The sequence below is a fragment of the Mesorhizobium sp. f-mel genome (assembly GCF_053850215.1).
Window position 1 is genome coordinate 17,130 of sequence record NZ_JBSPTO010000026.1, and the last position, 23,335, is coordinate 40,464.

At 60.7% G+C, this 23,335-nt stretch carries 21 protein-coding genes and 1 pseudogene; 9 read left to right on the top strand and 13 right to left on the bottom strand.

Annotated elements, in window-relative coordinates:
- The first annotated feature begins 5 nt into the window (after positions 1 to 5).
- The gene (locus tag ACWUKX_RS24580; RefSeq protein WP_065006028.1) at positions 6 to 431 is read left to right on the top strand and encodes a hypothetical protein; all 426 of its coding nucleotides are present in this window, start codon (positions 6 to 8) and stop codon (positions 429 to 431) included.
- 34 nt (positions 432 to 465) lie between these two features.
- Positions 466 to 1,449 (top strand): dihydroxyacetone kinase subunit DhaK, encoded by a 984-nt coding sequence (dhaK, locus tag ACWUKX_RS24585; protein ID WP_456009457.1) that lies wholly within the window; start codon positions 466 to 468, stop codon positions 1,447 to 1,449.
- A gap of 374 nt (positions 1,450 to 1,823) precedes the next feature.
- Here dhaK and ACWUKX_RS24590 read toward each other — a convergent pair whose 3' ends face one another.
- The gene (locus ACWUKX_RS24590) at positions 1,824 to 2,576 is read right to left on the bottom strand and encodes a DUF2259 domain-containing protein (protein ID WP_456009495.1); all 753 of its coding nucleotides are present in this window, start codon (positions 2,574 to 2,576) and stop codon (positions 1,824 to 1,826) included.
- Positions 2,577 to 2,770: 194 nt separating this feature from the next.
- Here ACWUKX_RS24590 and ACWUKX_RS24595 point away from each other — a divergent pair, with 194 nt between their 5' ends.
- From ACWUKX_RS24595 to ACWUKX_RS24605, 3 genes are all read left to right on the top strand, one after another.
- The gene (locus tag ACWUKX_RS24595) at positions 2,771 to 4,678 is read left to right on the top strand and encodes a propionyl-CoA synthetase (RefSeq protein ID WP_456009458.1); all 1,908 of its coding nucleotides are present in this window, start codon (positions 2,771 to 2,773) and stop codon (positions 4,676 to 4,678) included.
- 466 nt (positions 4,679 to 5,144) lie between these two features.
- Positions 5,145 to 5,558 carry a hypothetical protein gene (locus ACWUKX_RS24600; protein WP_456009459.1) on the top strand — a complete coding sequence of 138 codons (414 nt, stop codon included), beginning with the start codon at positions 5,145 to 5,147 and terminating at the stop codon, positions 5,556 to 5,558.
- Complete coding sequence (locus tag ACWUKX_RS24605; RefSeq protein ID WP_456009460.1) at positions 5,516 to 5,830, top strand: hypothetical protein; 315 nt, start codon at positions 5,516 to 5,518, stop codon at positions 5,828 to 5,830. Before ACWUKX_RS24600 ends, ACWUKX_RS24605 begins: the two co-directional genes overlap by 43 nt.
- Before the next feature lie 299 nt (positions 5,831 to 6,129).
- On the opposite strand, the gene ACWUKX_RS24610 is transcribed toward ACWUKX_RS24605, so the two are convergent.
- The 6 genes from ACWUKX_RS24610 to ACWUKX_RS24635 form a co-directional block, all read right to left on the bottom strand.
- The gene (locus ACWUKX_RS24610) at positions 6,130 to 8,511 is read right to left on the bottom strand and encodes a polysaccharide biosynthesis tyrosine autokinase (RefSeq protein WP_456009461.1); all 2,382 of its coding nucleotides are present in this window, start codon (positions 8,509 to 8,511) and stop codon (positions 6,130 to 6,132) included.
- Positions 8,512 to 8,780: 269 nt separating this feature from the next.
- Positions 8,781 to 9,677 (bottom strand): UTP--glucose-1-phosphate uridylyltransferase, encoded by an 897-nt coding sequence (locus ACWUKX_RS24615; RefSeq protein ID WP_456009462.1) that lies wholly within the window; start codon positions 9,675 to 9,677, stop codon positions 8,781 to 8,783.
- 57 nt (positions 9,678 to 9,734) lie between these two features.
- Positions 9,735 to 10,703, bottom strand: coding sequence for a glycosyltransferase family 2 protein (locus ACWUKX_RS24620; RefSeq protein WP_029347698.1), 969 nt, complete (start codon positions 10,701 to 10,703; stop codon positions 9,735 to 9,737).
- Positions 10,693 to 11,643, bottom strand: coding sequence for a glycosyltransferase (locus tag ACWUKX_RS24625; protein ID WP_095517313.1), 951 nt, complete (start codon positions 11,641 to 11,643; stop codon positions 10,693 to 10,695). The genes ACWUKX_RS24620 and ACWUKX_RS24625 overlap by 11 nt, the downstream gene beginning before the upstream one ends.
- On the bottom strand, positions 11,643 to 12,641 hold the full coding sequence (locus tag ACWUKX_RS24630) for a glycosyltransferase family 2 protein (protein WP_456009463.1): 999 nt from the start codon (positions 12,639 to 12,641) through the stop codon (positions 11,643 to 11,645). The genes ACWUKX_RS24625 and ACWUKX_RS24630 overlap by 1 nt, the downstream gene beginning before the upstream one ends.
- Positions 12,642 to 12,666: 25 nt before the next feature.
- A complete protein-coding gene (locus tag ACWUKX_RS24635; RefSeq protein ID WP_456009464.1) occupies positions 12,667 to 13,839 on the bottom strand; it encodes a glycosyl transferase family 1 in 1,173 nt (390 codons plus the stop codon).
- A gap of 308 nt (positions 13,840 to 14,147) precedes the next feature.
- Between ACWUKX_RS24635 and ACWUKX_RS24640 the strand changes: the two genes are divergently transcribed.
- The 3 genes and pseudogenes from ACWUKX_RS24640 (at position 14,148) to ACWUKX_RS24650 (ending at position 17,191) form a co-directional block, all read left to right on the top strand.
- Positions 14,148 to 15,437: a glycosyltransferase gene (locus ACWUKX_RS24640; RefSeq protein ID WP_095517315.1), complete on the top strand. Its 1,290-nt coding sequence runs from the start codon at positions 14,148 to 14,150 to the stop codon at positions 15,435 to 15,437.
- Positions 15,438 to 15,748: 311 nt separating this feature from the next.
- A pseudogene (locus tag ACWUKX_RS24645) lies at positions 15,749 to 16,264 on the top strand (phosphoribosyltransferase); the annotation flags it as partial.
- A gap of 132 nt (positions 16,265 to 16,396) precedes the next feature.
- Complete coding sequence (locus tag ACWUKX_RS24650) at positions 16,397 to 17,191, top strand: family 16 glycosylhydrolase (protein ID WP_456009465.1); 795 nt, start codon at positions 16,397 to 16,399, stop codon at positions 17,189 to 17,191.
- Positions 17,192 to 17,265: 74 nt separating this feature from the next.
- On the opposite strand, the gene ACWUKX_RS24655 is transcribed toward ACWUKX_RS24650, so the two are convergent.
- From ACWUKX_RS24655 to ACWUKX_RS24675, 5 genes are all read right to left on the bottom strand, one after another.
- The gene (locus ACWUKX_RS24655) at positions 17,266 to 18,345 is read right to left on the bottom strand and encodes a glycosyltransferase (RefSeq protein ID WP_456009466.1); all 1,080 of its coding nucleotides are present in this window, start codon (positions 18,343 to 18,345) and stop codon (positions 17,266 to 17,268) included.
- 126 nt (positions 18,346 to 18,471) lie between these two features.
- Positions 18,472 to 19,803: a UDP-glucose dehydrogenase family protein gene (locus ACWUKX_RS24660; protein WP_456009467.1), complete on the bottom strand. Its 1,332-nt coding sequence runs from the start codon at positions 19,801 to 19,803 to the stop codon at positions 18,472 to 18,474.
- A 61-nt stretch (positions 19,804 to 19,864) separates the two neighbouring features.
- Complete coding sequence (exoK, locus tag ACWUKX_RS24665; RefSeq protein ID WP_456009496.1) at positions 19,865 to 20,734, bottom strand: endo-1,3-1,4-beta-glycanase ExoK; 870 nt, start codon at positions 20,732 to 20,734, stop codon at positions 19,865 to 19,867.
- Between the two features lie 163 nt (positions 20,735 to 20,897).
- The gene (locus tag ACWUKX_RS24670; protein WP_455839872.1) at positions 20,898 to 21,296 is read right to left on the bottom strand and encodes a hypothetical protein; all 399 of its coding nucleotides are present in this window, start codon (positions 21,294 to 21,296) and stop codon (positions 20,898 to 20,900) included.
- 265 nt (positions 21,297 to 21,561) lie between these two features.
- Positions 21,562 to 22,575, bottom strand: coding sequence for a glycosyltransferase family 2 protein (locus tag ACWUKX_RS24675; protein ID WP_456009468.1), 1,014 nt, complete (start codon positions 22,573 to 22,575; stop codon positions 21,562 to 21,564).
- A 62-nt stretch (positions 22,576 to 22,637) separates the two neighbouring features.
- On the opposite strand from ACWUKX_RS24675, the gene ACWUKX_RS24680 reads away from it, so the two are divergent.
- The gene (locus tag ACWUKX_RS24680) at positions 22,638 to 22,898 is read left to right on the top strand and encodes a hypothetical protein (RefSeq protein WP_456009469.1); all 261 of its coding nucleotides are present in this window, start codon (positions 22,638 to 22,640) and stop codon (positions 22,896 to 22,898) included.
- 107 nt (positions 22,899 to 23,005) lie between these two features.
- On the opposite strand, the gene ACWUKX_RS24685 is transcribed toward ACWUKX_RS24680, so the two are convergent.
- The gene (locus ACWUKX_RS24685) at positions 23,006 to 23,278 is read right to left on the bottom strand and encodes an exopolysaccharide production repressor exox (RefSeq protein WP_287335776.1); all 273 of its coding nucleotides are present in this window, start codon (positions 23,276 to 23,278) and stop codon (positions 23,006 to 23,008) included.
- Positions 23,279 to 23,335: the final 57 nt, after the last annotated feature.

Below are 23,335 nucleotides of genomic sequence, written 5' to 3' on the forward strand. Positions count from 1 at the left end.
CGGGCATGGCCGAGAAGACACCCGAACCCGGCTCCGAAGAGGCGATCCGCGCCTATAAGATGATCCTGTCGCAGGTCCTCGACCAGCGCCCGTCCGGCATGCGCCAGCGCTTGGCCGATGCGCTCGGCAAGCACCGCAGCTTCGTCACGCAGATTTCCAGCCCGGCCTATTCGATCCCGATCCCGTCGAAACATTTGCCGGCTATTTTCTCCGTCTGCCATTTCAGCCCGGCCGAACGCGACCATTTTCTTGCCGCCTACCATCAGGCGCATCCCGGAAAAATGTCGGTGGCATCAGGCATGCGCAAGACGCGGCATGTCTCGCTGATCGTTCCCGATTTCGGCGACGACAAGCAGAATGCAGCGCTCGACCGGGCGGTCAACGATTTCATCCAGAAAATCACCAGCATCGCCGGCAAGGGCGGGACATAGTCGCGCCACGCCTGGCCATTTCGGAAGGACGGTCATGAAGAAATTTCTGAATTCGGTCGACACGGTGCTGGCCGAAAGCCTCGACGGCTTCGTCGCCGCGCACTCCGACATACTGGTGCTGGGCGACGATCACAAATTCGTTCGCCGCAAGGCGCTCAAGCCCGGCAAGGTGGCGCTGATTTCCGGCGGCGGCTCTGGCCACGAACCGCTGCATGGCGGGCTGGTCGGCCATGGAATGCTGGACGCCGCCTGCCCCGGTCAGGTGTTCACCTCGCCGACGCCGGACCAGATGCTGGCGGCTGCGGAGGCGGTCAACACCGGCGCCGGTTGCCTGTTTATCGTCAAGAACTACGAGGGGGATGTGATGAATTTCGAGATGGCCGCCGAAATGTCGGAGGGGGTCATGCAAGTGGTGACCAATGACGACGTCGCGGTCGAGAACTCGTCCTACACCACTGGCCGGCGCGGCGTTGCCGGCACACTGGTGGTCGAGAAGATCGTCGGCGCCGCAGCCGAGCAAGGCATGGCACTGAAGCCGTTGAAGGCGCTTGGCGAACGCGTCAATACCGCAACGCGGTCTATGGGCGTTGCGCTGACCAGCTGCACCGTACCGGCGGCCGGCAAGCCGACCTTCGATATCGGCGACGGCGAGATGGAGTTCGGCGTCGGCATTCATGGCGAGCCCGGCCGCCGCCGCGACACGTTGAAGAGCGCCGATGCCATCGCCGAGGAGATCTGCGCGGCAATCCTGGGCGATCTGCGCGACAGGGCGAAAGGCCCGGCGCTGCTTTTCGTCAACGGCTTCGGCGGCACGCCGCTGATGGAGCTCTATCTGATGTACAACAGCGCCCGGAAAATCTTCGGGAACAACGTGACGGTCACTCGCTCACTGGTCGGGTCCTATGTGACATCGCTCGACATGGCCGGCTGCTCGATCACGCTGACCATGGTCGACGACGAGACGACCGCATTGTGGGACGCACCGGTGCATACGGCTGCGCTGCGGTGGGGGATGTAGAACCGCCAACACCGCGCTGCCGCTTACGACAAAAAAGCGGCAGTCAAAAAGCAAAGCCCGCTTCAGTCTGCGAAGTGGGCCTTCGCAAAGACTCCCAACAAAAGTCGGTGACAAAACTGTCGTGCGCTATCCCGAGCATTATCAGGCCAGTGTGGTGAAGTTAGGCACAATGTTGCTTTGTTTACCTTTGGTAAGGTAAGGAATCCGGTGGTTTTGGGAGGGCAGAACATGCGTTACAATTGGGATCGAGCGCCGACGAGTTTCGAACGTCACAGAAAGGCGCTGGCCGCTGCCTTGCTGATCGCCGGCGGTGTCGGCCTCATGCTCGCGGCGCTGCCGCTTTAGAACCGTATTTGAGCGCAAGCAGGCGCTTTTCAACGCAGCTGGCCGGTCACGGCGATAAAGCGGCGGTCCAGTCCTTCAAATCCCTGGCTGAAGCGTTGCACGAGCACGGCAAGCACTGCCGGTTTGCCGTCCGGAGTGAATGCATAGGATTCCGACAGGCTGTAGGAGGTCGGGCAATTCCTCGAGGCGGGCACGGTCTTGTCCTCATGCAGCAGTTGGAACGGCCTGCCATCCTGTGCCTGCAGCGTCAGGCGGAAACCGAACGCCTTGCCGGCCGTGGCGCCTTGCTGCTCGTCGAAACTCGACGAGCAATCCATCGTGCTGTCGGCAAGTATCTGGTCGAGCTGGATGATCGAGATGCCGAGCTCGTCATAGGTCGGCGAAAGCCATTTCTGCGAGACCTGATCGAGGCGCGCAATGTCTTGGTAAGCGACCATGTGGTCCGGAAAGGTGAACCTGTCCAAGGCCGTCCGCTCGCCGCGCGCCGCTATGGCATAGTGGGCGAGGATCGGCGCCGCCTGCGCGGCAGCCTGTGCCCTCGCCTGATCGAGAGTGAGCGTCGCCTCCTCGGTTTCGTCGACGATGCGGATCGGTTTGCCGCCGACGAACTCATCGGTGCGCGTGTCGATGATGTCGATCTCCGACCAGCCAGAATCCGAAGCGCCGGCATCGAGCGTGCCGTACTGTTCGAAGGCGAAGTAGGTACCGTCCGGCGAAAAGCCGATAATGCGCCGTGCCGCCGCATCGCCGGCCTGAGCGGCGGAAGCGACCATCAACAGCATCGCGGCCAATAAGGCAGATCCAACCTTGCATCGCAACTCCATTGCGCCTTGCCCCAATTATGACCCCAGACCCCAATTATGACCCGAGACCATCGTGCCGGGTATTTGCGACGCCAAAAGACGAAATTGCATATGCTTGCAAAAACAGCATACGCTATTTCAAAGACAGCAGACATTCCTGGGGAGGAAGCCGGATGGCGTCACGCTACCACGAGGTCTATGACGGCTGGAAACGCGACCCGGAAAAATTCTGGGCGAATGCGGCCAAAGCCATCGACTGGTTCACACCGTTCGACACGGTCTTCGATCCGAATGCCGGCGTCTATGGGCGCTGGTTTGGCGGCGCCTCCTGCAACACCTGCTTCAACGCCGTCGACCGCCACGTGGCGGGTGGCCGCGCCGATCAGATCGCGCTGATCCATGACAGCGCGATTTCCGGCACGATCAGGAAATTCACCTATGCCGAACTGAAACGCGAGGTGGTCGCGCTGACGTCGGTGCTGAAGAACCGCGGCGTCCAGAAAGGCGATCGGGTCATCATCTATATGCCGATGGTGCCGGAAGCGGCGTTTGCCATGCTTGCCTGCGCCCGCATCGGCGCCGTGCATTCGGTCGTCTTCGGCGGCTTTGCCTCGCACGAGCTCGCCACGCGCATCGACGATGCCAGGCCGAAGCTGATCATTTCCGCCTCTTGCGGCCTGGAACCCGGGCGCGTCGTCGCCTACAAGCCGCTGCTCGACAAGGCGATCGAGATGTCGCGGCACAAGCCCGAGGCCTGCCTCATCCTCCAGCGCGACCAGCTGCCCTGCCAGTTCAGGGAAAACCACGACATCGACTATGCCGACGCCGTCGCCCGCGAGCGGGCCGCAGGCGCCAATGTCGACTGCGTTCCAGTGCTCGCCACCGATCCGCTCTACATCATCTACACCTCCGGAACGACCGGCCAGCCCAAGGGCATCGTGCGCGACAATGGCGGCCACATGGTTGCGCTGAAATGGTCGATGGAGAACGAGTTCGGCGTCAAGCCGGGCGAGGTGTTCTGGGCGGCTTCCGATGTCGGCTGGGTGGTCGGCCATTCCTACATCGTCTACGGCCCGCTGCTGCATGGCTGCACGACCGTCATGTTCGAAGGCAAGCCGGTCGGCACGCCCGACGCCGGCACCTACTGGCGGGTGATCGCGGAGCATGGCGTCGTCGCGCTGTTTACCGCGCCGACCGCCTTCCGCGCCATCAAGGGACAGGATCCCAAGGGCGAATTCGTCCCGAAATACGACCTGTCGAAATTCCGCACACTGTTCCTCGCCGGCGAGCGCGCCGATCCGGAAACCATTAAATGGGCGGAGCAGAAACTGAGCGTGCCGGTGATCGACCATTGGTGGCAGACCGAGACCGGCTCGCCGATGACGATCAACCCAGCCGGATTGGGCCTGCTGCCGGTGAAATACGGCTCGCCCGGGGTGCCGATGCCCGGCTACGACATCCGTGTGCTCGACGATGCCGGCCACGAAGTGCCGCGCGGCACGTTGGGCAATGTCGTGGTCAAGCTGCCGCTGCCGGCCGGCTGTCTGCCGACGCTGTGGAATGCCGATGACCGGTTTCGCCAAGCCTATCTCGATGAATTCCCCGGTTTCTACAAAACGGCGGATGCCGGCATGATGGACGAGGACGGCTATTTGTTCGTCATGGCCCGAACCGACGACATCATCAATGTCGCCGGCCACCGGCTTTCGACCGGCGCCATGGAGGAGGTGCTGGCCGGGCATCCAGACGTTGCCGAATGCGCCGTCATCGGCATCGCCGACGCGATGAAGGGCCAGGTTCCGCTCGGCTTCGTCGTGCTGAATGCGGGTGTCGCGCGTGACACCGGCACTATTGAGACCGAGGTGGTCACGCTGGTGCGCGAGCGGATCGGCCCGGTCGCCGCCTTCAAGACGGTGGTGACGATCAAGCGCCTGCCAAAGACGCGCTCCGGCAAGATCCTGCGCGGCACCATGCAGAAGATTGCCGACAAGGAAGAATGGACGATGCCGGCGACCATCGACGATCCGATCATTCTCGACGAAATCACCGCAGCGCTCAAGGGACGCGGAATCGGCCTGTAAAGACATCGGAGCATCGACAGCGCGGCAGCCAATTGACCATTGTGCAATGCAGCAAATCGCCATACAGTTTTGCCGGGTCGCCCACCGACGATTACGGCATGGCTCAGCAAAAAACCACATTTGGCGGCGTCGACATACTTCGATTTCTCGCCGCAGTCCTCGTGATGTTCTACCACTATGGTTACTGGGTGTGGGCCTTTCCCGCCGGCGTTTCGGCACGGGCCACCGGCGGCATCCCGCCGCATCCGGAACTGGAGATGCTCGGCTCCGGATGGGGGCGTACAGGTGTTTTTCGTCATCAGCGGCTTCGTCATCGCCTTCAGCGCCGAAAACTCGACCGCCTTGCGGTTTTTCGAGGCAAGGGTAAGGCGGCTGGCGCCGGCGGTCTGGATCTGCGCGCCGGTCACCGCGGCGGTGCTGCTCCTCGTCGGGCTCAGCTGGCCCACGGATGCCGTGACCCACGGCATTGTTCGCTCCCTACTCCCCCTGGGTCGACAGCGTCTATTGGACGCTCGGCATCGAGATCGCCTTTTACGCCGTCGTCTGGACCTTGCTATGGCTGGGCCGCTTCCATGTGATGGAGGTGGTGGCCATCGTGATCGGCCTGATCAGCACGCTCTTCTGGTGCCTGTATTATCCGCTCGACTGGTCGGAGTTTGCCGAGACGCGTTGGCTAGCCCTGCTGCTGGTGCATCATGGATGCTTCTTTGCGACGGGCGTGATGATCTGGCTGATGCGCTTCAAGGCGGTGACGCCGTTCCGTCTTGTCCTCTGCGCGCTGTTTCGTCCTGCAGATCGCCAGTTCGGTCGATGTTCACACCGTAGGTCGAAGAGCAGATGCCATACGCGCCACCGATCGTCTTCTTCCTGGTTGCCATAGCCCTGATGGCATGGTCGTTGCGGCTCGACCTGTCCTGGCGCGGCTGGCGCCGGATTGGCCTGATGACCTATCCTCTCTATCTGATCGATGATGTCGTCGGCGCGGCCATTCTCGGCGCCCTGATGCGTGCGGGAGTGCCGTACCTGCTTTCGGTGGTCATCGTCGGCGCGACCATGATCGCCGCGAGCTGGCTGATTGCGATCGAGGCCGAACCGCGAATCCGGCTTCTGCTCGACCACACGATCGTCCGCTACCGTCTCAAGGCGGCGTAAGCGGGCCCGGTTCCTGGCTGCAAACGTCCTGCGGTGGGAATGTGCGGCGCGAAGCATAGTGCCCACGCCTTTTGCGCGACCCGTTGCGGCTCGGCGACCTCTACTGGTCAAGCGAGGAGATCGACCCGCACCTAAGAGACATCATTCCCCGCCGATCTTACCGGCTCATGCGCAGGGCTGCCGGTCATGGTCTGTTCGAGGGGGGCATTCGTGTTCGCTCACGCCGGCTCAGGCCCGGTATCGGCCTGGCCGCGCAGGAAGCCACGATCTGCTCAACATCCCTTCCTAATATACCGGCCTCAGGTGTTTGCTTTCGTCCGCGCTTCCGATTTTTCCAGATAGTAGGACGAATATCTGTCGAAGAATTTTTCCGAGCCGCCGATCGATCCATACTTCGCCAGCTTCTTCAAATCGACCTTGTTGAGGACCACGCCGACGATCTTGTTGGCGATATAGGGTTCCGAACTCAGTATGGATTGCACCATCGCACGCGGTGTGCGCCCCCATTCGGTTACGAGCACGAAGCCGTCGGCAAGCGGAGCAAAGGCCTTGGCATCGACCACGGGGCCGAGCGGCGGCAGATCAACGATGATGTACTCGAAGGTCTCCTTGGCATTGTCGATGAAACGCCGCATCCCGGCCGACGATAGAAGCTCGCTGGTGTGCGAGAAATGACCGCGCGGCACAGCCGGGACAATCGCCAGCTTGGTCTGCCGGTCGATCTTGCCGACGGACTGCCAGGTCTGCCCGCTCACTACCGCCTCCATCAGGCCTTGCTCGGCCTCCATGCCAAGGCTGCGGCTGAGGCCGGGTTTGCGCAGGTCGCCGTCCACCAGCAGGGTTTTCGACCCGTTGGCAGCAAGCAGTCCGGCCAGATTCGCCGCCACGGTCGACTTGCCCTCACCGGGAAGAACCGAGATCACGCCAATGACCCGGCTGCCTTGCCCTTCCATCACGACGTCGAAGGCGATCTTGGCGCTGCGAAGCGTTTCGGAAAACATCGATGCCGGGGCGTCGATGCTCACCCGCATGCGCGCGCGTCTTTCAGCGGCCGACGGTGATTGGGCCGTTTTGATGTCCGCCTGACCGTCATCGCGCTTGTCGTCCTTGGCGACCTTGCTGCCAATGATCGGCAGGTAGCCGAGGAATTTGAGGCCGACGCGATCGCGAACGTCTTCGCCGGTCCTGAAGAACCGCTCCCTGAATTCATTCAGGCCACCAACCCCGGCCCCCATCATCACGCCAAGCACAAGCGAAAGTCCCAGCACTATGGACGTGCGCGGGGTTGCCGCGGACTGCGGCAGCGTCGCGTCCGAGATGACGCGGATCTTGCCAACCGGGAAGGATTGCTGCTGGGAGGCTTCTTCGTAGCGGCCAAGGAAGGTCTGATAGAGCGTCGAGAGCGCCGTTGCCTTTTGCTCGAGTTCGCGCAGCTTGACCTGCGACTGGTTGTCGATGGAACTCTTGCCCGCCGCTAACGCGACATTTGCGCGGAGCGCGGTCTCGCGCGCGAGAGCAACTTCGTATTCGTTGCGGTAGCTTTCGGTCAACTGCTTCAGCTCGCCGAAAATCTGCGCTGATATGTCGGCCTTTTCCTTGGCAAGTGCGACCGCCTGGGGATGCTCAGCCCCGAAATTGGTTTCGATATCCTGCTGCCGCTTTGCGACAGTGAGATAGCGGGTCTTGAGCGTTGAAATGATCGAGTTGCTTGGCTGGTCGGCGGATATGGCGGCATCCCTGAATGCGTTGTCCGAACCGCTTTCGACGATCGACTTGTATTGCTGGTAGCGGGCGCTGGCGCGGGCGGTATCGGCCTGCGCCTCAATGAGCTGGCCATTGAGGTCCGACAGTTGCTTGTCGCTGATCAACTGGCCGTCATCGACGGCCAATCCGTGTTCGGCCCTGAACTTCTCGACGGCGAGCGACGCTGCCTGGGAACTTTCACGAAGCTCCGTCAGCCGGCCTTGCAGCCAGACCGCCGCGCGCTCGGTCGCATCGAAGCTCGCATCGAGCTGATCCGCGAGGTAGGCGTCTGCGTAGGCTTTGGTGATCGCGGTCGCAAGTGCGGGATCCGTCGCTTGATAAGCGATGGAGATCACATAGCTTCGACCGATGCGCTCGGCCTGCACTTCGTTTTGCAGTTTGAGGATCGCGTAATCGCGGCGTGACGAGGCAATCATCGCGTCACGCGTCGCCGGATCAAGCTGGGTGACGTCGGTGGTGCCCACGGCGGGGCTGGGACGGAAGTACCGGATCACGCCGCGCACAAAGCCGGCCGCCTTCGACACGGCCGATGTGGGTGGATACAAGAAAGCGTCGTTCTGATCGAGCTTCTGCTTGTCGACGACCACCGCCGCCAACCTCGCCGAGTGAAGAATTTCGATCTGGCTCAGAATGGCGGAATCGGTCTGCATGCTGACCGACGCCGCCGACACCTCGTCAACGACCTTATTCAAGCCTTCGTCGATAAGCACGCGGCTGGTCGCCATGTAGGTGGGAGGCGTGGTCTGCAAATAGAGCACGCCCAGAAAAAGACCGATGGCAGCGCATGCCGCAACCACCTTTGCCTGCCTTGCTGCCATGCTGAGCAAGCGCTCGACATCGATGAAGTCGTCGGCGCTGACTGCGTCCGAACTCGGCAATGGTTTCCTCTTGTCGAGAGGAAAATTGGCATAATTCATCTTCGGTCCAATTCTACTTTGCATCTAGAGCGGCGGTCCCTCAAGTCGACCTGTGCCGCCGCTCTATCTCTTGTTTGAGCATCGGATTTCCCAAAACCGCCTCTACTTTTGGGTCCGATGCTCTCGTTTGCAGGCGCTGAAGCAAGATCGGGAGCATCAGCACATATACGACGCAAGCTTCATGCCAGACAACGCGAAACCCGGGCGGCCAAGCGCATCGGCATGTCTTGTGTCACCGTCCATATGCTAATGCTCCCAAAAAATGGGCATTATGCGGCTTCCACCCGGCGCTCATGCGACCGGACAAACTCCTGAAGCATCTCGAAGATCGGCCCCTTCATGTCGTCACGCGCCAGCGCGAAGGCGACATTGGCCTGGATGAACCCCTCCTTCGAGCCGCAGTCGAACATGCGGCCGTTGAAGGGCTGGGCAAAGAAAGCCTGGCTCTGCGCAAGGCGGACCATGGCGTCGGTCAGCTGGATCTCATTGCCGGCGCCGCGCTGCTGATTGCCGAGCAGCGCAAATATCTCGGGCTGCAGGATGTAGCGGCCGTTGATGTAGTAGTTCGACGGTGCATTGGCCGGAGCGGGCTTTTCGACCATGGCGTTGACTTCGAAGCCCGAGCCAACATCGGCGCCGCAGCCGACGATGCCGTATTTGCTGGTTTCGGTCGGGTCGCAGCGCTCGACGGCGATGACGTTTCCGCCGGTCTGCGCATAGAGGTCGGCAATTTCGGCGAGACATCCGCGCCCACCGAAGGACACCATGTCCGGTAGCAGCAGCGCGAAGGGCTCATCGCCGATGACCTCCCGAGCGCACCATACCGCATGGCCGAGACCTTGCGGCGACTGCTGCCGGATGAAGCTCGTGGCACCAGCTACGGGAAGCAGGCTTTCGAGCGCCTGAAGCTGCGCCGTCTTGCCGGTCTGCTCCAAAGTCCCGATCAATTCTGGATGCAGGTCGAAATAATCCTCTATGACTGCCTTGTTGCGGCCCGTCACGAAGACAATGTGCTCGATGCCGGCTTCGAACGCCTCGTCCACCGCATATTGCACGACAGGTCTGTCGACGACCGGCAGCATTTCCTTCGGCATCGACTTGGTCGCCGGCAGGAATCGCGTTCCAAGCCCCGCTACCGGTATGACTGCCTTCCTGACTTTTTTCATTGCATATTCCTTCTGAGGAGATCGACTTCAACCTGTCGCAGGCCGCGAAAACTGTTTTCACCTGCCTGCACCTTTCACCTCCCCCGCACCCACGGCAAATTGTGCCGCCACCCTTCGCAGCCGAACGGCGATCGGCATGCTCATATGCCGAACGGCCGCCGGATCGCTGAGCGCCGTCCACACCGCCTTGAGCGGGGACCGCGCCTTGATGTGCTGGACTAGCGACAGGAACGACGCCGCCTTGCGCAGGCTGCGTGTGCGCCTTGCGAAAGCGGCCTCGGCCTTGGCGTCCATCGAATGGGTTCTGGCGAAGGCGAGATCGGCCTTGCGCATCGCCTCGACGTGATGAAGTTCGAGCACGCGGGAAATGGAGCCGGTCCGGATATGGTAGACGTAGCCGGTCGTCGGCTCGACCACACATTTGCCGCCCTTGGCCAGAGCACTGGCCAGCAGGATGTAATCTTCGCCGATGATCAGGCCTTCGTCATAGCGAAGCCCGTTTTCGTTCAGGAAGCGTCGCTGGAAGATCGGCTTGAGATAGCCGAGATTGAACCTGGATTCGAAGACCACATTGCCGGCGATATAGTCCGCTAGCGAGATTTCACTTAAGCCCTCGAGATAGTCGGCCGGGAACATCGTCTCTTCGGCAACGCCGTCCTCGCGAACGACCTGGAGATTGTCGACCGCGATCTCGGCGCCCGCTTTCTCCGCGCGGTCAATCATGGTGCAGATCCGCCCGGGATAGATCGCGTCATCGGAATCGAGGACCGCGACCCACCGGCCGCGGGCAAGCTCAAGGCCGGCATTCCTGGCGCCGCCGGGACCACGGTTCTGTGCAAGGGCGACGACGCGCACGATATCCTCGGGGTAGGATCGCGCCAGATCGAGCGTCCGGTCGCGCGACTGATCGTCGACGACGATCACCTCAACGCTGACATCGCGCTGAGCGATGGCGCTGGCGATCGCCCGCTCGATGGTCAGCTCCGCATTGTAGGCGGCAATGACAAAGGTGACGTCAGGCTGCACGCTTGCCCCCTTCCTGCGGCGATGGCAGGCCGTATTGGCGGATTTCACGCACACCGACGAGACCGCTCACGACGCCGACATGCATGATGCCGCGAAGCACGCTGCGGTTCCTGCGCACGGGATTGATGGCGACCGGGATTGCCAATGCGAAACAGTAGACCGCCTTTGCCGAGGCGAGGCCGACTTGCCTGACCAGCGCGAGGCCACTCGCGTCGCGCCCCAGGAGGTGCCCATGCGTCTGCCCGACGCGGAACCGGCGGCGGCGGAGCCAGTCGAATGCGGCTCTGGCGCGCGGCACCACTTCATCGACCCAGGCTTGCGGCGAAAAGGCGATGCGACCGCCGGCCTTGACCATATGGTCGAAGAATTCGGTGTCCTCGCCGCCGGTCTGGCCACGCGCCAGGCTGAATCGCCGGCCGCGGAGGCTGTCGGCGCCCATCCTGAGCAGGACGTTGCAGGTGTAGCCGGTGCGGATCTCGCCGCCCACCCAGACCGGCAGGGTGGAGTGAAAATCGCCGCGGCGCATCCAGGCGGGCGCATCGGGCCGATAGCGCGCCCGCACCGGTCCGAGCACGGCGGCAGCGCCACTCACTTCCGCCGTCGCAACCAGTTCGGCGAGCCATCTGGACGATGCCGTTTCGTCATCGTCGAGGAAGGCGACGAAATCCGCCATGCTGGCGTCGAGGCAGGCGTTGCGGGCGATCGAGATGTTGCGCGCCGGGCAATGACGATAGCTGATCGGCAGCTTCAACGTCTCCGCCAACGTCGCCACCAGCAACTCGGCCGTCGGCCCGTCATCATTGTCGGCGACGATGACGCGGATGTCGAATCCCGAAGGCACCTCCAGGGCGGCTATGGAGCGAAGCGTGTCGGCAAGCTCCGGCCGCCGAAACGTGCAGACGCAGATGTCGATGCTGCGGTTTTTTTCGGCCACACCCATCACGCTACCCTCCTACTCTGTGATCGCGGTCCAAGCAGTTGCAGCCAGAAGCCAACGGACCAGCCGAAATGCATGACCATCGCCGAAATCCCAGCAAGCGCATTGTCCGGATTGCGCTGGCTGAGGGCAGTCCACACGCCATAGCCGAGACAAACCGACGCCCACACCAGAAGCGGCACGACCGCCAACCAATGCACGAAGAAAAAGGCAGAGAGAAGGACAACGGGGAACACCAGAAGCGGCACCATCTGCCGGACCTTCGGTATCATGCGGTGCTTGAGAACGTTCTTTGCGCGGCCGCGGCCATAGCCGAGATACTGGAAATACAGGCCGGCGAGCGACGCGCGCGGGTAATAGATCATTTGCGTCTTGCCGCTCATCCAGATTCGGTAACCGGCCTGACGGAGCCGATAGTCGAACTCCGCATCCTCGTTGTGGCTGAACGTCTCGTCATAGCCGCCCACCGCCTTGAAGGCCGATATCCGCATCAGCGCATGGTGGCCGTGATCGACCCACTCGCCCACTGAGAGATGCCGGTGCTTCGAGCCGCCCGTGCCGAGCTTGGAATTCTGTGCAGCCGCCACCGCTTTCTGCACCGTGCCGCTGCCGCTGGTCAGCATGGAGACGACGACCGAATCGGCGCCGGTGGCCAGCGCCTCCTCGACCAGCCGATCGCAATAGTCGGGGGGATAGCCGCCATGCGCGTCGATGCGAATGAGATATTCAGCCCCCTCGCCGTAACTGGCAACGGCGAGATTGATCGCCGCGCTCTGGAGGCGCTTTTCATTGTGAAGAAGGATGATCCGCGGATCTTTCCCGGCAATCTCCTCGACGATTGCCCTCGTGCCGTCCGTGCTGCCGCCATCGGCAACGACGATCCGGGCACCGAGCCTCTCGGCCGACGGTCGAAGCTCATGAACAAGCGCACCGATGTGAGCCGCTTCGTTCAGGCACGGAATCACGATCAGGCTGGGCGCAAGCTTTTCGGTTGGCATCATCGGCCCATGTCCATCGATAGCCATCCTAAGCCAGTGCCTGGGCAGCATACGGATCCTGCACAACCGTCAACCCGCGAAGCTTTTCGACGAGCGCCCGGCAATCGCTGCGATCATGGCTCCAGGTTCGCGGATTGCGGGCAAGAACACGCGCCCGCAATTTCCCGAAACGATGCTCGTCCATATCCCCCAGGGCGGCTTCGAGGGCCTCAGGCGTGGCTTGAGGCAAAAGAACGCCTATACCCTGCCCGTCGAGGAACCGGCCGGTTTCGGTGTTGGCCATCGAGATCGGCACGGCGCCGAAGCGGCAGCCCTCGTAGAGACGGTTGGGCAGCAGCCATTCGGAATTCAGCCCCTGCTCGAAAAAATCGATGGCCCAGGAGAAATGGACCTCGCGGTAGATCGTCGCCATATCCTCGGGGTTCCGATAGGGCCCGCCAAACGAAAGCCAGGGCTCGGCTTCGACAAAACCGTGAAAATCCGGAAATTCGGAAAGCGCCGGGCGGCCCCTGAGGATGATTTCGAAGCGACCGTCGAGCCGTCGGGAAAATTCGGCCAGAAGCTCCAGGGAGCGGCGGCACCGGAGCGCACCGAACCAGCCGATCCGCCAAGGCGGAGCGACGGGATCATCCGCCACCATGCGATCATCCAGCGCAACCGCGGCAGGCTCGAAATATTTGTTCTCGAGCAGCTCGACCGGCGCGGCAATCTGCCCAAACGGCTTGAAATAGTTGGCGATAAACGCCGGCGAACTGGTCACCAGCAGCATTACATCCCTGGCCAGATAGCGTTCCGCGCCGCGCATCGCCTTGCCCAAAAAGTCGTCGCGAAGCACAAGGCGATGAATGTCGAGGCACTCGTAGACGATCGGCACCGTCGCCTGGAAAGCCGATCTGGCACGCCGGGCAAGCGCCAGCATTTCCAGATTGCGCGCGATGATGAGGTCGGGTCTTGGCATCGAGCCGAGCTTCGAGCCGATCGAGACCGCCGCCTTTGTGACTGCTGCCAGCCGCTGGGCGAATCGGCCGTCGCGCGTCGCCCCAAGGTCGATCGGGCGCAAGCCTTCGACGTCGGCGACCGGGCTTGCTATCCGACGGAAGCCCGCCAGTGTGACCTGGGCGCCGCCTGCCTTAAGCATTATGATCCGCCGGCGCACTGCCGGGTCGGAGACGTCGTGTACCAAGTACAAGACATGCAGCATGAAAACTCGACCGCTGTTGGCCCGCCCGCAGGGATGCTAGTACAGCTCTTGCTGCATCGCAACATTTTTGGTGCTATGTAGCGGATTTAGCGGTTGTCGCGCACCCACAAACATTAGGCCGCGCGAATGTTCTATTGCGTTGCAGCAAAAAATCGGTTTTCATATGACGAGAAGTTGGTGAGAATTGGGGCCGGGGGGTTCATGCGCTTGTACTTGGTTCCAGTGGAATTGCAGGATTTGGCAGTTCTGCGCCCATAGGGCAGTTCGCTAAAATCCCCTATCCCGCTGTTTGGATACGGTGGTTAGGCATGGCCAAATCTCTTCGTATTGCCGTCTATAACGACAAATATCCGACCAGTTTCGTTACGCCGCGCGTCTCCAGACATACAATCCTGCGCAAGCGGTTCCTACCGTTCAACCTGGTCTCGTCGAAGTTGGAAGGTGTGACGTTGATCGAGCCTGCCCTGTCCGTCGACGTGGTGCATGCGTTCAACCGGATCCCGGTCAATTCTTCGAAATTCATCATCTCGTTCGAATCCCATTTGCCGCGTCAGTTCGCCCTTCGCAAGCGCGGGCCGATGGCTCGTTACCTGGCGTCGCGGATTGCGAACCCCGGCTGCCGCCGCATTATTGCCTTGTCGCATTTTGCCCGCAGGTGTTTTCTGGGTCAGCACGCCGACAATCCGAACGTAAGCCTTCTGACGGAGAAGCTGATGGTCCGCCATCCGAACATCGTCGTGCCTGCCGTGGAAGATGCGATGCTTGAGAACACCGCGGAGGAACTTGTGCTGACGTTCGTCGGCGCCCATTTTGGCCGTAAGGGCGGCTGCGTCGCGGTCAAGATCGCGGAAAAAGCAATAGAGCAGAATTTGCCTATCCGAGTGAACATCGTTTCGAGTCTGCAGGTAGGCGGCGGCATATGGACGGATCCGACAACTCCAGGATTCTTTGACCAGTATATCAAGTTGCTCGACCTGAAGAATGTCCAGCATTATAGCGCGTTGCCAAACCATTCGGTGCGACGATTGTTGCGCCATTCGCATTTTGGCATCCTAGCCACCTTCGGCGATACATTTGGATACTCGGCGATAGAATCGATGTCGGAACACACCCCGGTTCTCGGAACGGGGGTCTGTGCCCTGCCTGAATTCCTGGAGGATGGTGTTAACGGAATCTCATTACCCATGAGACTCAACGATCTCGGCAATTGCTGGAATCCGGGATACAACTCGCGCGGCGAGGCGAAATTTGCCCAATATTTCCAGGATGAGGTCGAGCGCCTCGCTTGCCTGTCCATCGAACGATTGAAGACATATATCGGTCAGCCGAAGCTGATGGCGCCACTGCGACGTCAAGCCCGGTGGACGGCAGAGATCATGTTTGCCGCGGAACCGGCGGGCGCATTCCTCGATGCGCTTTACGACCGTGTGGCGTTGGAGCGAACCAAAGAACCTGTGCAACTCGACCCGGCCCTTGATGCTTCATCTCCGGAAGCCTTGCCGCTTGAACCCGACAAGCAGAAGATATCCCCGCGCCACGGTGGCACGCCGGCAGCATCGCTCAGCGTCTTGCCACCCCGGATGGCCTGGCGTGCATGAACGCTCGACGGCTATCGCAGTCGTACCTCACGAGAGCGTGAGAATCGGATTGGGTTGCCATTGTAATTGGCGTGCTGAGCGGCGGAGATCGTGCTCCTTCCTGGGATTCGGATAGCCTACTGTCGCTCCGAATTTCCGGGCTGTTTTGTTGCGTTGCAACATTTTGATGCGGTGTCGGGAAAATGGCCATATCGTTGTGGGAAGCTGTGAAGCTACTGCCGGCGCGGACGCCGCCCGCGCCGGCACCGAGCGAGGTGAAGTGAATGCGCGCACCGGCAAAATCACCGCTCTGCACACTGAAAAACCAGGTCGACGACGGACCCGCATACGAGAAATTCCTGAGCGAGGCGCTGCCGCTGTTTGGCCCGACCCGCAAGATCGGATGGCTGGTCACCAGCCGGCTTGAGAAATACCGCAACCACACGGAAGCATGGCTCCAAAAGCACGACATCAGATACGACAAGCTGATCATGCTCGAACTGCCGAGCAAGGCGGAGCGGCAGCGGCTTGGCGTGCATGGCAATTTCAAGGCCGATTTCTAGCGCAAGTCCGATGCCATGCTGTTCATCGAAAGCGAGCACCAGCAGGCCCTCAAGATCGCCGAGCTTTCCGGCAAACCGGTGCTGTGCGTGGAAACGCATCTGGTCATTTATCCCGACTCGCTGTCGCTGCCTGCACTTGGACGGATCGCCCGCAACTTTCCAGGCAGTTTGAAACAGATGAATTCGCAGGAAGGGCGCAAGACGGCCATCAAGATCGTCGCGCGCAGGCTGCTTGGCGAACGCGGCTATGAGACACTGAAGAGCCGGGTCAAACGACCGGCTTAGATGTCGAGCCAAAACTGTGGCCAAGGGACATCATGCCGCCGATTTCACCATTTACGGTGTGGTTCGCCGGTCACCACGAACGGCCATCATGAGCCGTCGGGAAAGCTGGAATCTGCCATCGGAGATAGACGCATGAATTTCACACGCAGACAACTGTCGGCTCTTCTTGCTACCTCGGCAGCATTGCAACTGGTTCATAGGCGAGCCGTGGCAGAGAGTGTTGCCGCAGGAGACGCGGAAGCTGCCGTTGACAAGCTTCCGGATTGGTCAGCGGTCAAGCTCCAACTTTGGAAGTATAACAATCCCTTCGTGCCATCGCAGTGGGGCGAGCCCAAGCTCGGAGGTTATGACTGGAAGGCGGCGAACGCCAAAATCGTTGACGGCGCGCTTCAGCTTACTGTCAGCGAGAAAGCTTCCGCACAGGTCGTAGCCGGCGGTAAATCGGACTTTTCATCGGCAAGGTGGGAAGTGGATGTCACTCTCCCGACGATGAAGCCAGGGCTTGTTGCAGCTCCGCTTTGGACTTTTAACGACAAAGCCCATGAGGAAATCGATTTTGAATTCGTGGGCACGAAAGGACTACAGCTCAATGTTTGGGCAAACGTCGACAATCAGCACAAGAGCGTTTGGCTAAAGTGGATCCAACTCGGCGACCTCTCGGGGAAAAGATACCGCCTTGGCATAGAATACGAGGCGGGAAAACGGGTTGCTTTCCTCATTGACGGCAAAGAAGCTGCCGTGGTTACGCCGGCTGACACTCTGGGCGGTGCCTTTCCGAACAAGCCCATGAAGGCGTACTTCGATCTATGGGTTGCGGCAGGCGCGGTGATGGACGCAGGTTGGGCCGGCAAATGGGAGCCGATGCCGGCGTCGGACAAACTGGTCATGACAATTCATGGCTACAGGCGAACTGATGTCGATCAGTGAGATTGCAATTCATCCGACCGCTGCGCAACCTCGGTTCAAGCCTCAAGGGCATGCTTTTGGGCGACATGCATTAATCAGGCGGCTTGGCGCGAACCCTGCTGGGCCGCCCGGTCGAGCATCGAAAAGAAGGTCGCGAACTGACGTTCAGGATGCAGCGCCGGCCGCTCGGAAAATTCACGTGCCGCCGCCGAGAGCCGTTCATATTCCTGGCTGTCGTTCCACAGCCGCCTGATCGCCGCGACCCAGTCGTCGAGCGGTGCGTCATAATCGAGCACCACGCCGCCGGCGCCAATCGCTTCCGGCAGGCCGCCGCGCCGGGACCCGACGACCGGAATGCCGCTGCAATGGGCCTCGGATGCCACGCGCCCCCAGGCCTCTTCCCATTTGCTGGGCGCCAGCAGGATCTTGGTCCGGCTATAGACCGTCTTCATGTCGCTGGTGCGGCTTTCCAGCCTAACATTGCGCAGCGGCGCGATGGTCCGTTCGATCTGTGCCCGGTGGTCGTCGTCGAGCTTCCAGCTTTCGACGAACAGGAACGGAATTTCGGAGCATTGGCCGGCAATGCGCACCGCGAGTTCGAACCCTTTTTCATTGTAAGGGTTGATCAGCGTAACAAACTCGCCTGTCGTCGGCGTGCTGTAGAGCTCGGGATTGATGGTCGGCGGTATGACCGTCGAATCGATGTCGAATTTTGCCTTGTAGGTGCGCGCCGTGAACTCGGAATTGGCGATATAAAGCGCCGAATGCAGCTCTCGCAGATCCCCGCCCAATTCGTGGAATTCGACGTTCCGCAGATAGACGACCAGCGGCACGCCAAGCGCCTGCAGCGCCTTTCCGATCGGCACCGATTTGTGGCACTGCACGACGGCGACGTCGGGATCGAGCCTTTCGACGGCAAAGCGCGCCGCTTCCCAGGGAAACCACGCCCGCACCACAGGGTAACCGGGATAGCTGTCGATGACGGCGCGCTGCCTCAGAAGCTTCATCTTGGCGCGCGCCTTGTAGCCAAAGACGCCCTGGCCGAACAGCGCGGCAAGCACTGATGCCTCGTGGCCATGTTCAAGCAACTGTTCGGCCAGATGGTGGGTGCTGGATTGGACACCGCCGCTGAACTGGGGAGTGTAACCGTTGCCACCTGCAAAAAGGACTTTCATGGGTCCGGCTCCTTGTCGCATTCTGGGTTTGTTCAAAAGCGGTTTACGAAGGCAGAAGATATCCATCAGTTCCCGCCAGCCTCCGTCGTGTCCCGCTGTCATGGCAACAGGCTTTCCCGCATGATCTCACGCCGCCATCCTGCCGATGCTGTGATATTCGATGCCGTAGCGAGCGATGACCTTGGGGTCGTAGAGATTTCGGCCGTCGAAGATGATCGGCGTGATCAGCGCATCCTTCATCGCGTCGAACGACGGCGCCTGGAAGTTCTTCCACTCGGTTGCGATCATGAGCGCATCGGCGCCACGCAGCGCTGCCTCCTTGGTCCCGCACAAAAGCAGATCCTCGCGCAGTCCGTAGATGGCCTGGCATTCCTGCATCGCCTCGGGATCGTAAGCCTGCACTTTGGCACCGGCCTTCCAGAGCGCTTCCATCAAGACACGCGCCGGCGCCTCGCGCATGTCGTCGGTATTGGGCTTGAAAGCGAGGCCCCACAGCGCAAAGGTCTTGCCCTTCAGATTGCCCTTGAAATAGCGGTTCACCTTGTCGAACAGGACCGACTTCTGTTCGTTGTTGCGTTCCTCGACCGCGCGCAGCAGCTTGGCATCGAATTTGACGCCTTCGGCGGTCTTGATCAGGGCGCGCACGTCCTTGGGGAAGCATGAGCCGCCATAGCCGAGGCCCGGATAGATGAAGTGGTAGCCGATGCGCGGATCGCTGCCGATGCCCTTGCGGACCTCCTCGATGTCGGCGCCGAGTTCCTCGGCCAGGTTGGCCATTTCGTTCATAAAGCTGATCTTGGTCGCCAGCATGCAATTGGCCGCGTATTTGGTGAACTCGGCGCTGCGCACATCCATCACGATCATCTTTTCGTGGTTGCGGTTGAACGGAGCGTAAAGCTCTCGCATCACCGCCTCGGTATCCTCGCTGTCGGTGCCGACGATGATGCGGTCCGGCTTCATGCAGTCGGCCACCGCGGAGCCTTCCTTGAGGAATTCCGGGTTGGAGGCGACGTCGAAACCCAGATCCTCGCGGCCGCGCGCCTTCAGCGTCGCGGCGATCCTGGCCTTTATCTTTTCGCAGGTGCCGACCGGCACGGTCGACTTACCGACGACGATCTTGGGCGCGTCCATCTCCCGGCCGATGGCCTCGGCAACGGCCAGCACATATTTGAGGTCGGCCGAACCATCCTCGCCCGGAGGCGTGCCGACAGCGATCATCTGTATCTGGCCATGCTTGACGGCGGCCGCGGCATCGGTGGTGAACTTGATGCGGCCGGCCGCGTGGTTCTCCTTGACGAGGTTTTCGAGCCCGGGCTCGAAAATCGGGATGAGGCCCTGATTGAGCCGCTCGACCTTTTTCACGTCGATGTCGACGCACACCACCTGGTGTCCGACTTCGGCAAGCACCGCCGCCTGCACGAGACCGACATAGCCAATTCCAAAGACCGTCAAATTCATTTGGTTTCATTCCTGTTCAAGACTTCGGAGCGCTTTCGGTCCGGCCGGTTCAGATTAGTCTTTACTTTATGCTGCATGCCAGCGATTCCGGAAACTGGCATGGCTGACCTAGCGCCGTGAATGCGACACGGTCCACTTGCATGATGAGTTTTCGACCCGGATCCGAAAACGGTCCCATCCAGTTCTTCAGCGTGTCGCTGCCCCACAGGCTGAAGAATATCTTTTGCGCATGAGTGGGCAGCTTTGCCGGATCTTTGATCGTGTTCACCAGTTGGCCGTTGACGTACCAGCGCAGCCTGTCCTTCTCCCAGACGAAGGCGTAGTCGTTAAAAGCCTTGTCGGTACCGCCAGCTACATCCACCAATTTCTCGTTCTTGCCCTTGCCGGCTATGTAGGCGTTGACCTGCACCTTGGAGGTGTGCTTCGTCAGCACCTCGAAGTCGATTTCGTCATGCGGCTGCTTGTCAGTGGGGCCGATGTAGGTGAAGAAGGCGGCATTGATGCCGGAGCCCGCATCGGTTTTCATCCGCGCCTCATAGGTGCCATAGCCGAAGCGCTGCTTGGTCTGGACCTCGCCGCAGGCAAAGTCGCGATCCTTTAGCTTCCGCTTTTCGAAACCGAGCGTCAGCATGCCGTCGGAAAGCCGGACCTGGCTTTTGGACCAGGTGCAGTTCTGGTGCTTGCCGTTCGTCCAGCCGTCGGCAATGTACCAACGCGCACGATCGAAGCTGGTGAAATCGTCGACGAACGATGGCGCAGTCGGGATGTCCTGCGAATGGGAAGGGGTCGGGCCTGCAACCAGGCTGCCGAGTGCGAGCAGCAGAAACGCGCCCCCCGAACATAGCTGCCTCAGGTTCCCTTGCCTGATCGAGCGCGTGAGCGGCCTGCCGCCGGTTGCTCGGGTGGACGTGCTTTTCGGATCCGCGTTCATACCAAACTCACCTTTGTGCTGCGCCCCCAACCCAAAGTCGACGTTCAAACCATGACGAAACGAGCTGACCTTGACCTTCTGCCAGTACCTTCCTTGTGCTTGCCTTAACTTGCCCAGTGACACCAAACCTCCTGCCTGTAGGCCCATCCAGGGATCTTGAAGTTCACCCCGTGCCGTCGGCCGGCTTGGCGAAATCTGCCTTGGCGGTCGAGCTACGCTGGGCGCTTTCGTCGAAGATTGCATCCAGCGAATGACGGAGATCCTTCATCAATTCGTTCTGGCGCGCGAGCGCCGCGATGCGCCGCTCGTAGTTCAGGATCGACTTCGTCAGCTCGCTGACCTCGGAGGATCTGCTGGAGGAGGCCGCCCCATTCTCCATCGCCTCGACCAGGAAGGCCGCGTTGGTGGCCTTTGTCCGGTAGCGATTCTCAAGGCCGTTTTTCTCCGCCTCGACCTCGGCTGCGATCTGGTCTAGCAGCTTTGCCAGGCGGTCAAGGCGCGAGATGTCGGTCTGCCTGTCTCGAGCCGGATCCCTTGATCTGAAGCCAAATATCGAGGCCATGCGCTTAGTTTCCTGTCATAGCCAGCCTAAGGCTGTCCCTGTGCCCGTCCGGCCAAAAAAGTCTTGTCGCATCGTCCAGCTCCTCTGACAGGAGGACATTTTCGTGCCGATTCAAACAGCCAATCAAAATTGCTGCACCGCAACATACATGCCATCCCCAAAGCGAGTAGGCAACCACCTATCCGGCGAATCGGCAATTCGCATCACTTTGAAGCGTGGTAAGGCCCTGTTGACATGATCGGCATGGCGCCGGTTGCGGACCAGCTCAAGGCTTGCCGACCGGGCTGGTTGCGGCCATGAGAAAGCGCAGCGGCGGCACAGGCTGCTTCGAGGCAAAGCCGGCGCGGCGAAACAGCGCATCCAGCTTGTCGGCGGCCACGCCGCGAAGGATGGGGATGAGGTTGGATTGGCTGGCCAGGGCGTAGGCCGCAGCCGATGTCAGCCCCTGCTCGTTCTTCACGTCGAGGAAGTTTCGCAACCGATATTTGTCGCGTACCTGCCGTTCGTGCCTTCTGAGCACGGCCTTAGAGCCTTCCGGCAAACTATCGATCGTCAGCAGCGCCAGATCCGCGTCGGCCAGACGCTTGAGGTCCTGCGTCTTGTGCTGGCCGCTCAGCGAGTCCGCGCGAACGATCGCGCCATAGCCGCAGGACCTGATGACTTTGAAGCGCGCCCCGCAAGCAACCGCGCGCGCGTAGAGTTCATAGTCTTCGCCCAGCCGCAGGTTTTCGTCATAGCGCAGTCCATGTCGGTCAAGAAAAGCGCGGCTGATCACCGGTTTGAGGAACCCCAACTCACCTCTCTGCACACGGCGACTGGAGATGTTGCCTTCGATGAAACGCTCGAAATCGAGAAATTCCGGATCGGCCGAAAACCGCGGAGCGGTGATTTTCGAGATGTCGGTCGCCGCATCGTCCCTGATCATCATGATGTTGTCGGCAGCGAAATCCCAATCGGCGCTGGCGAACAACTCGCGAAATCTGCCCTCGAGAAAAAAATCGTCGGCGTCCAGAATGCTGATGAACGGCGATTTGGAGCTGGCGATCGCGGCGTTGCGGGCGAAAGAAGGACCACCGTTGACGTCGAACCGGATGACGGAAAGCCTGCCGCTGCCATCGTCGGCCGCCCGAGCGACTTTCGCGGTATCGTCAGTGGAGGCGTCATCGACGACGACGAGTTCGGCCACCTCCCGCTCGCGCAATGCCGATGCAATGGCAACTGGAATTGTCCGCGCCGCGTTGCGGGCGGCGATGATCACGCAGACCCGGGGTTCTGTCATCAATTCGCCTCTCGACTGCACAGGTAGCTCCGAATTTCTCGCCGCCCCCGGTTTGATGTCCAATGCAGCTCTCGTTCTCACTGACTGTCCGGCTGTTCGAAAAAAAGCGCCAGCCGGCCCTTATGCTGCAAATGCGAAGCAAAGCATCGTTAAAATCATTCGCGCCGTCCAGTCTTTCCTGTCGTGTCGTCATGGCGCAAATCGATAGAGCGGTGAAATGCCCGCGGATAGACGGACCGCTTCGCAAACCGTCCCTGCCCATTCTGGATGGAGCCGTCAGCGCAATCGAATCGCTGATCACCAAGTCGATCGACAGAGTTTAGACAATATTAGGATCCGCGGCTGAAGGAAAAATCCGGAAGCCGGTTGTCCAGGATGCTGTCGGGCGAGCAGTCCGCCAGCAATCCGGCCGACGCTTTCTGTCGTCAGGTCAGTGCAGGCTTCTCCTGGCACTGAACTTCTCGCCGTCGGCCACTTCGGTCGAACTCAGCGTTCGCTCGGCATCGCGAATCTTAGCAGCCGAGGTCGGGGAATTTCTGACAACCATCACGAAAACCAGCAGAAAGTAGCCCAGCTGGATGACAATGGCGCAGGCTATAGCGCGAAAAAGCGTTGTGCCTAGCGAAGCGCCGTCGAGATAAGACCAGGCGACCACAATCGCCAGAGCGAAAATCATGCCGACAATGAATTTTGGTAGCGACATACCCGACAGCCCGTCACCGTGCTCGGGCAAAAATCGATGATCGACCCGCCCGAGCCC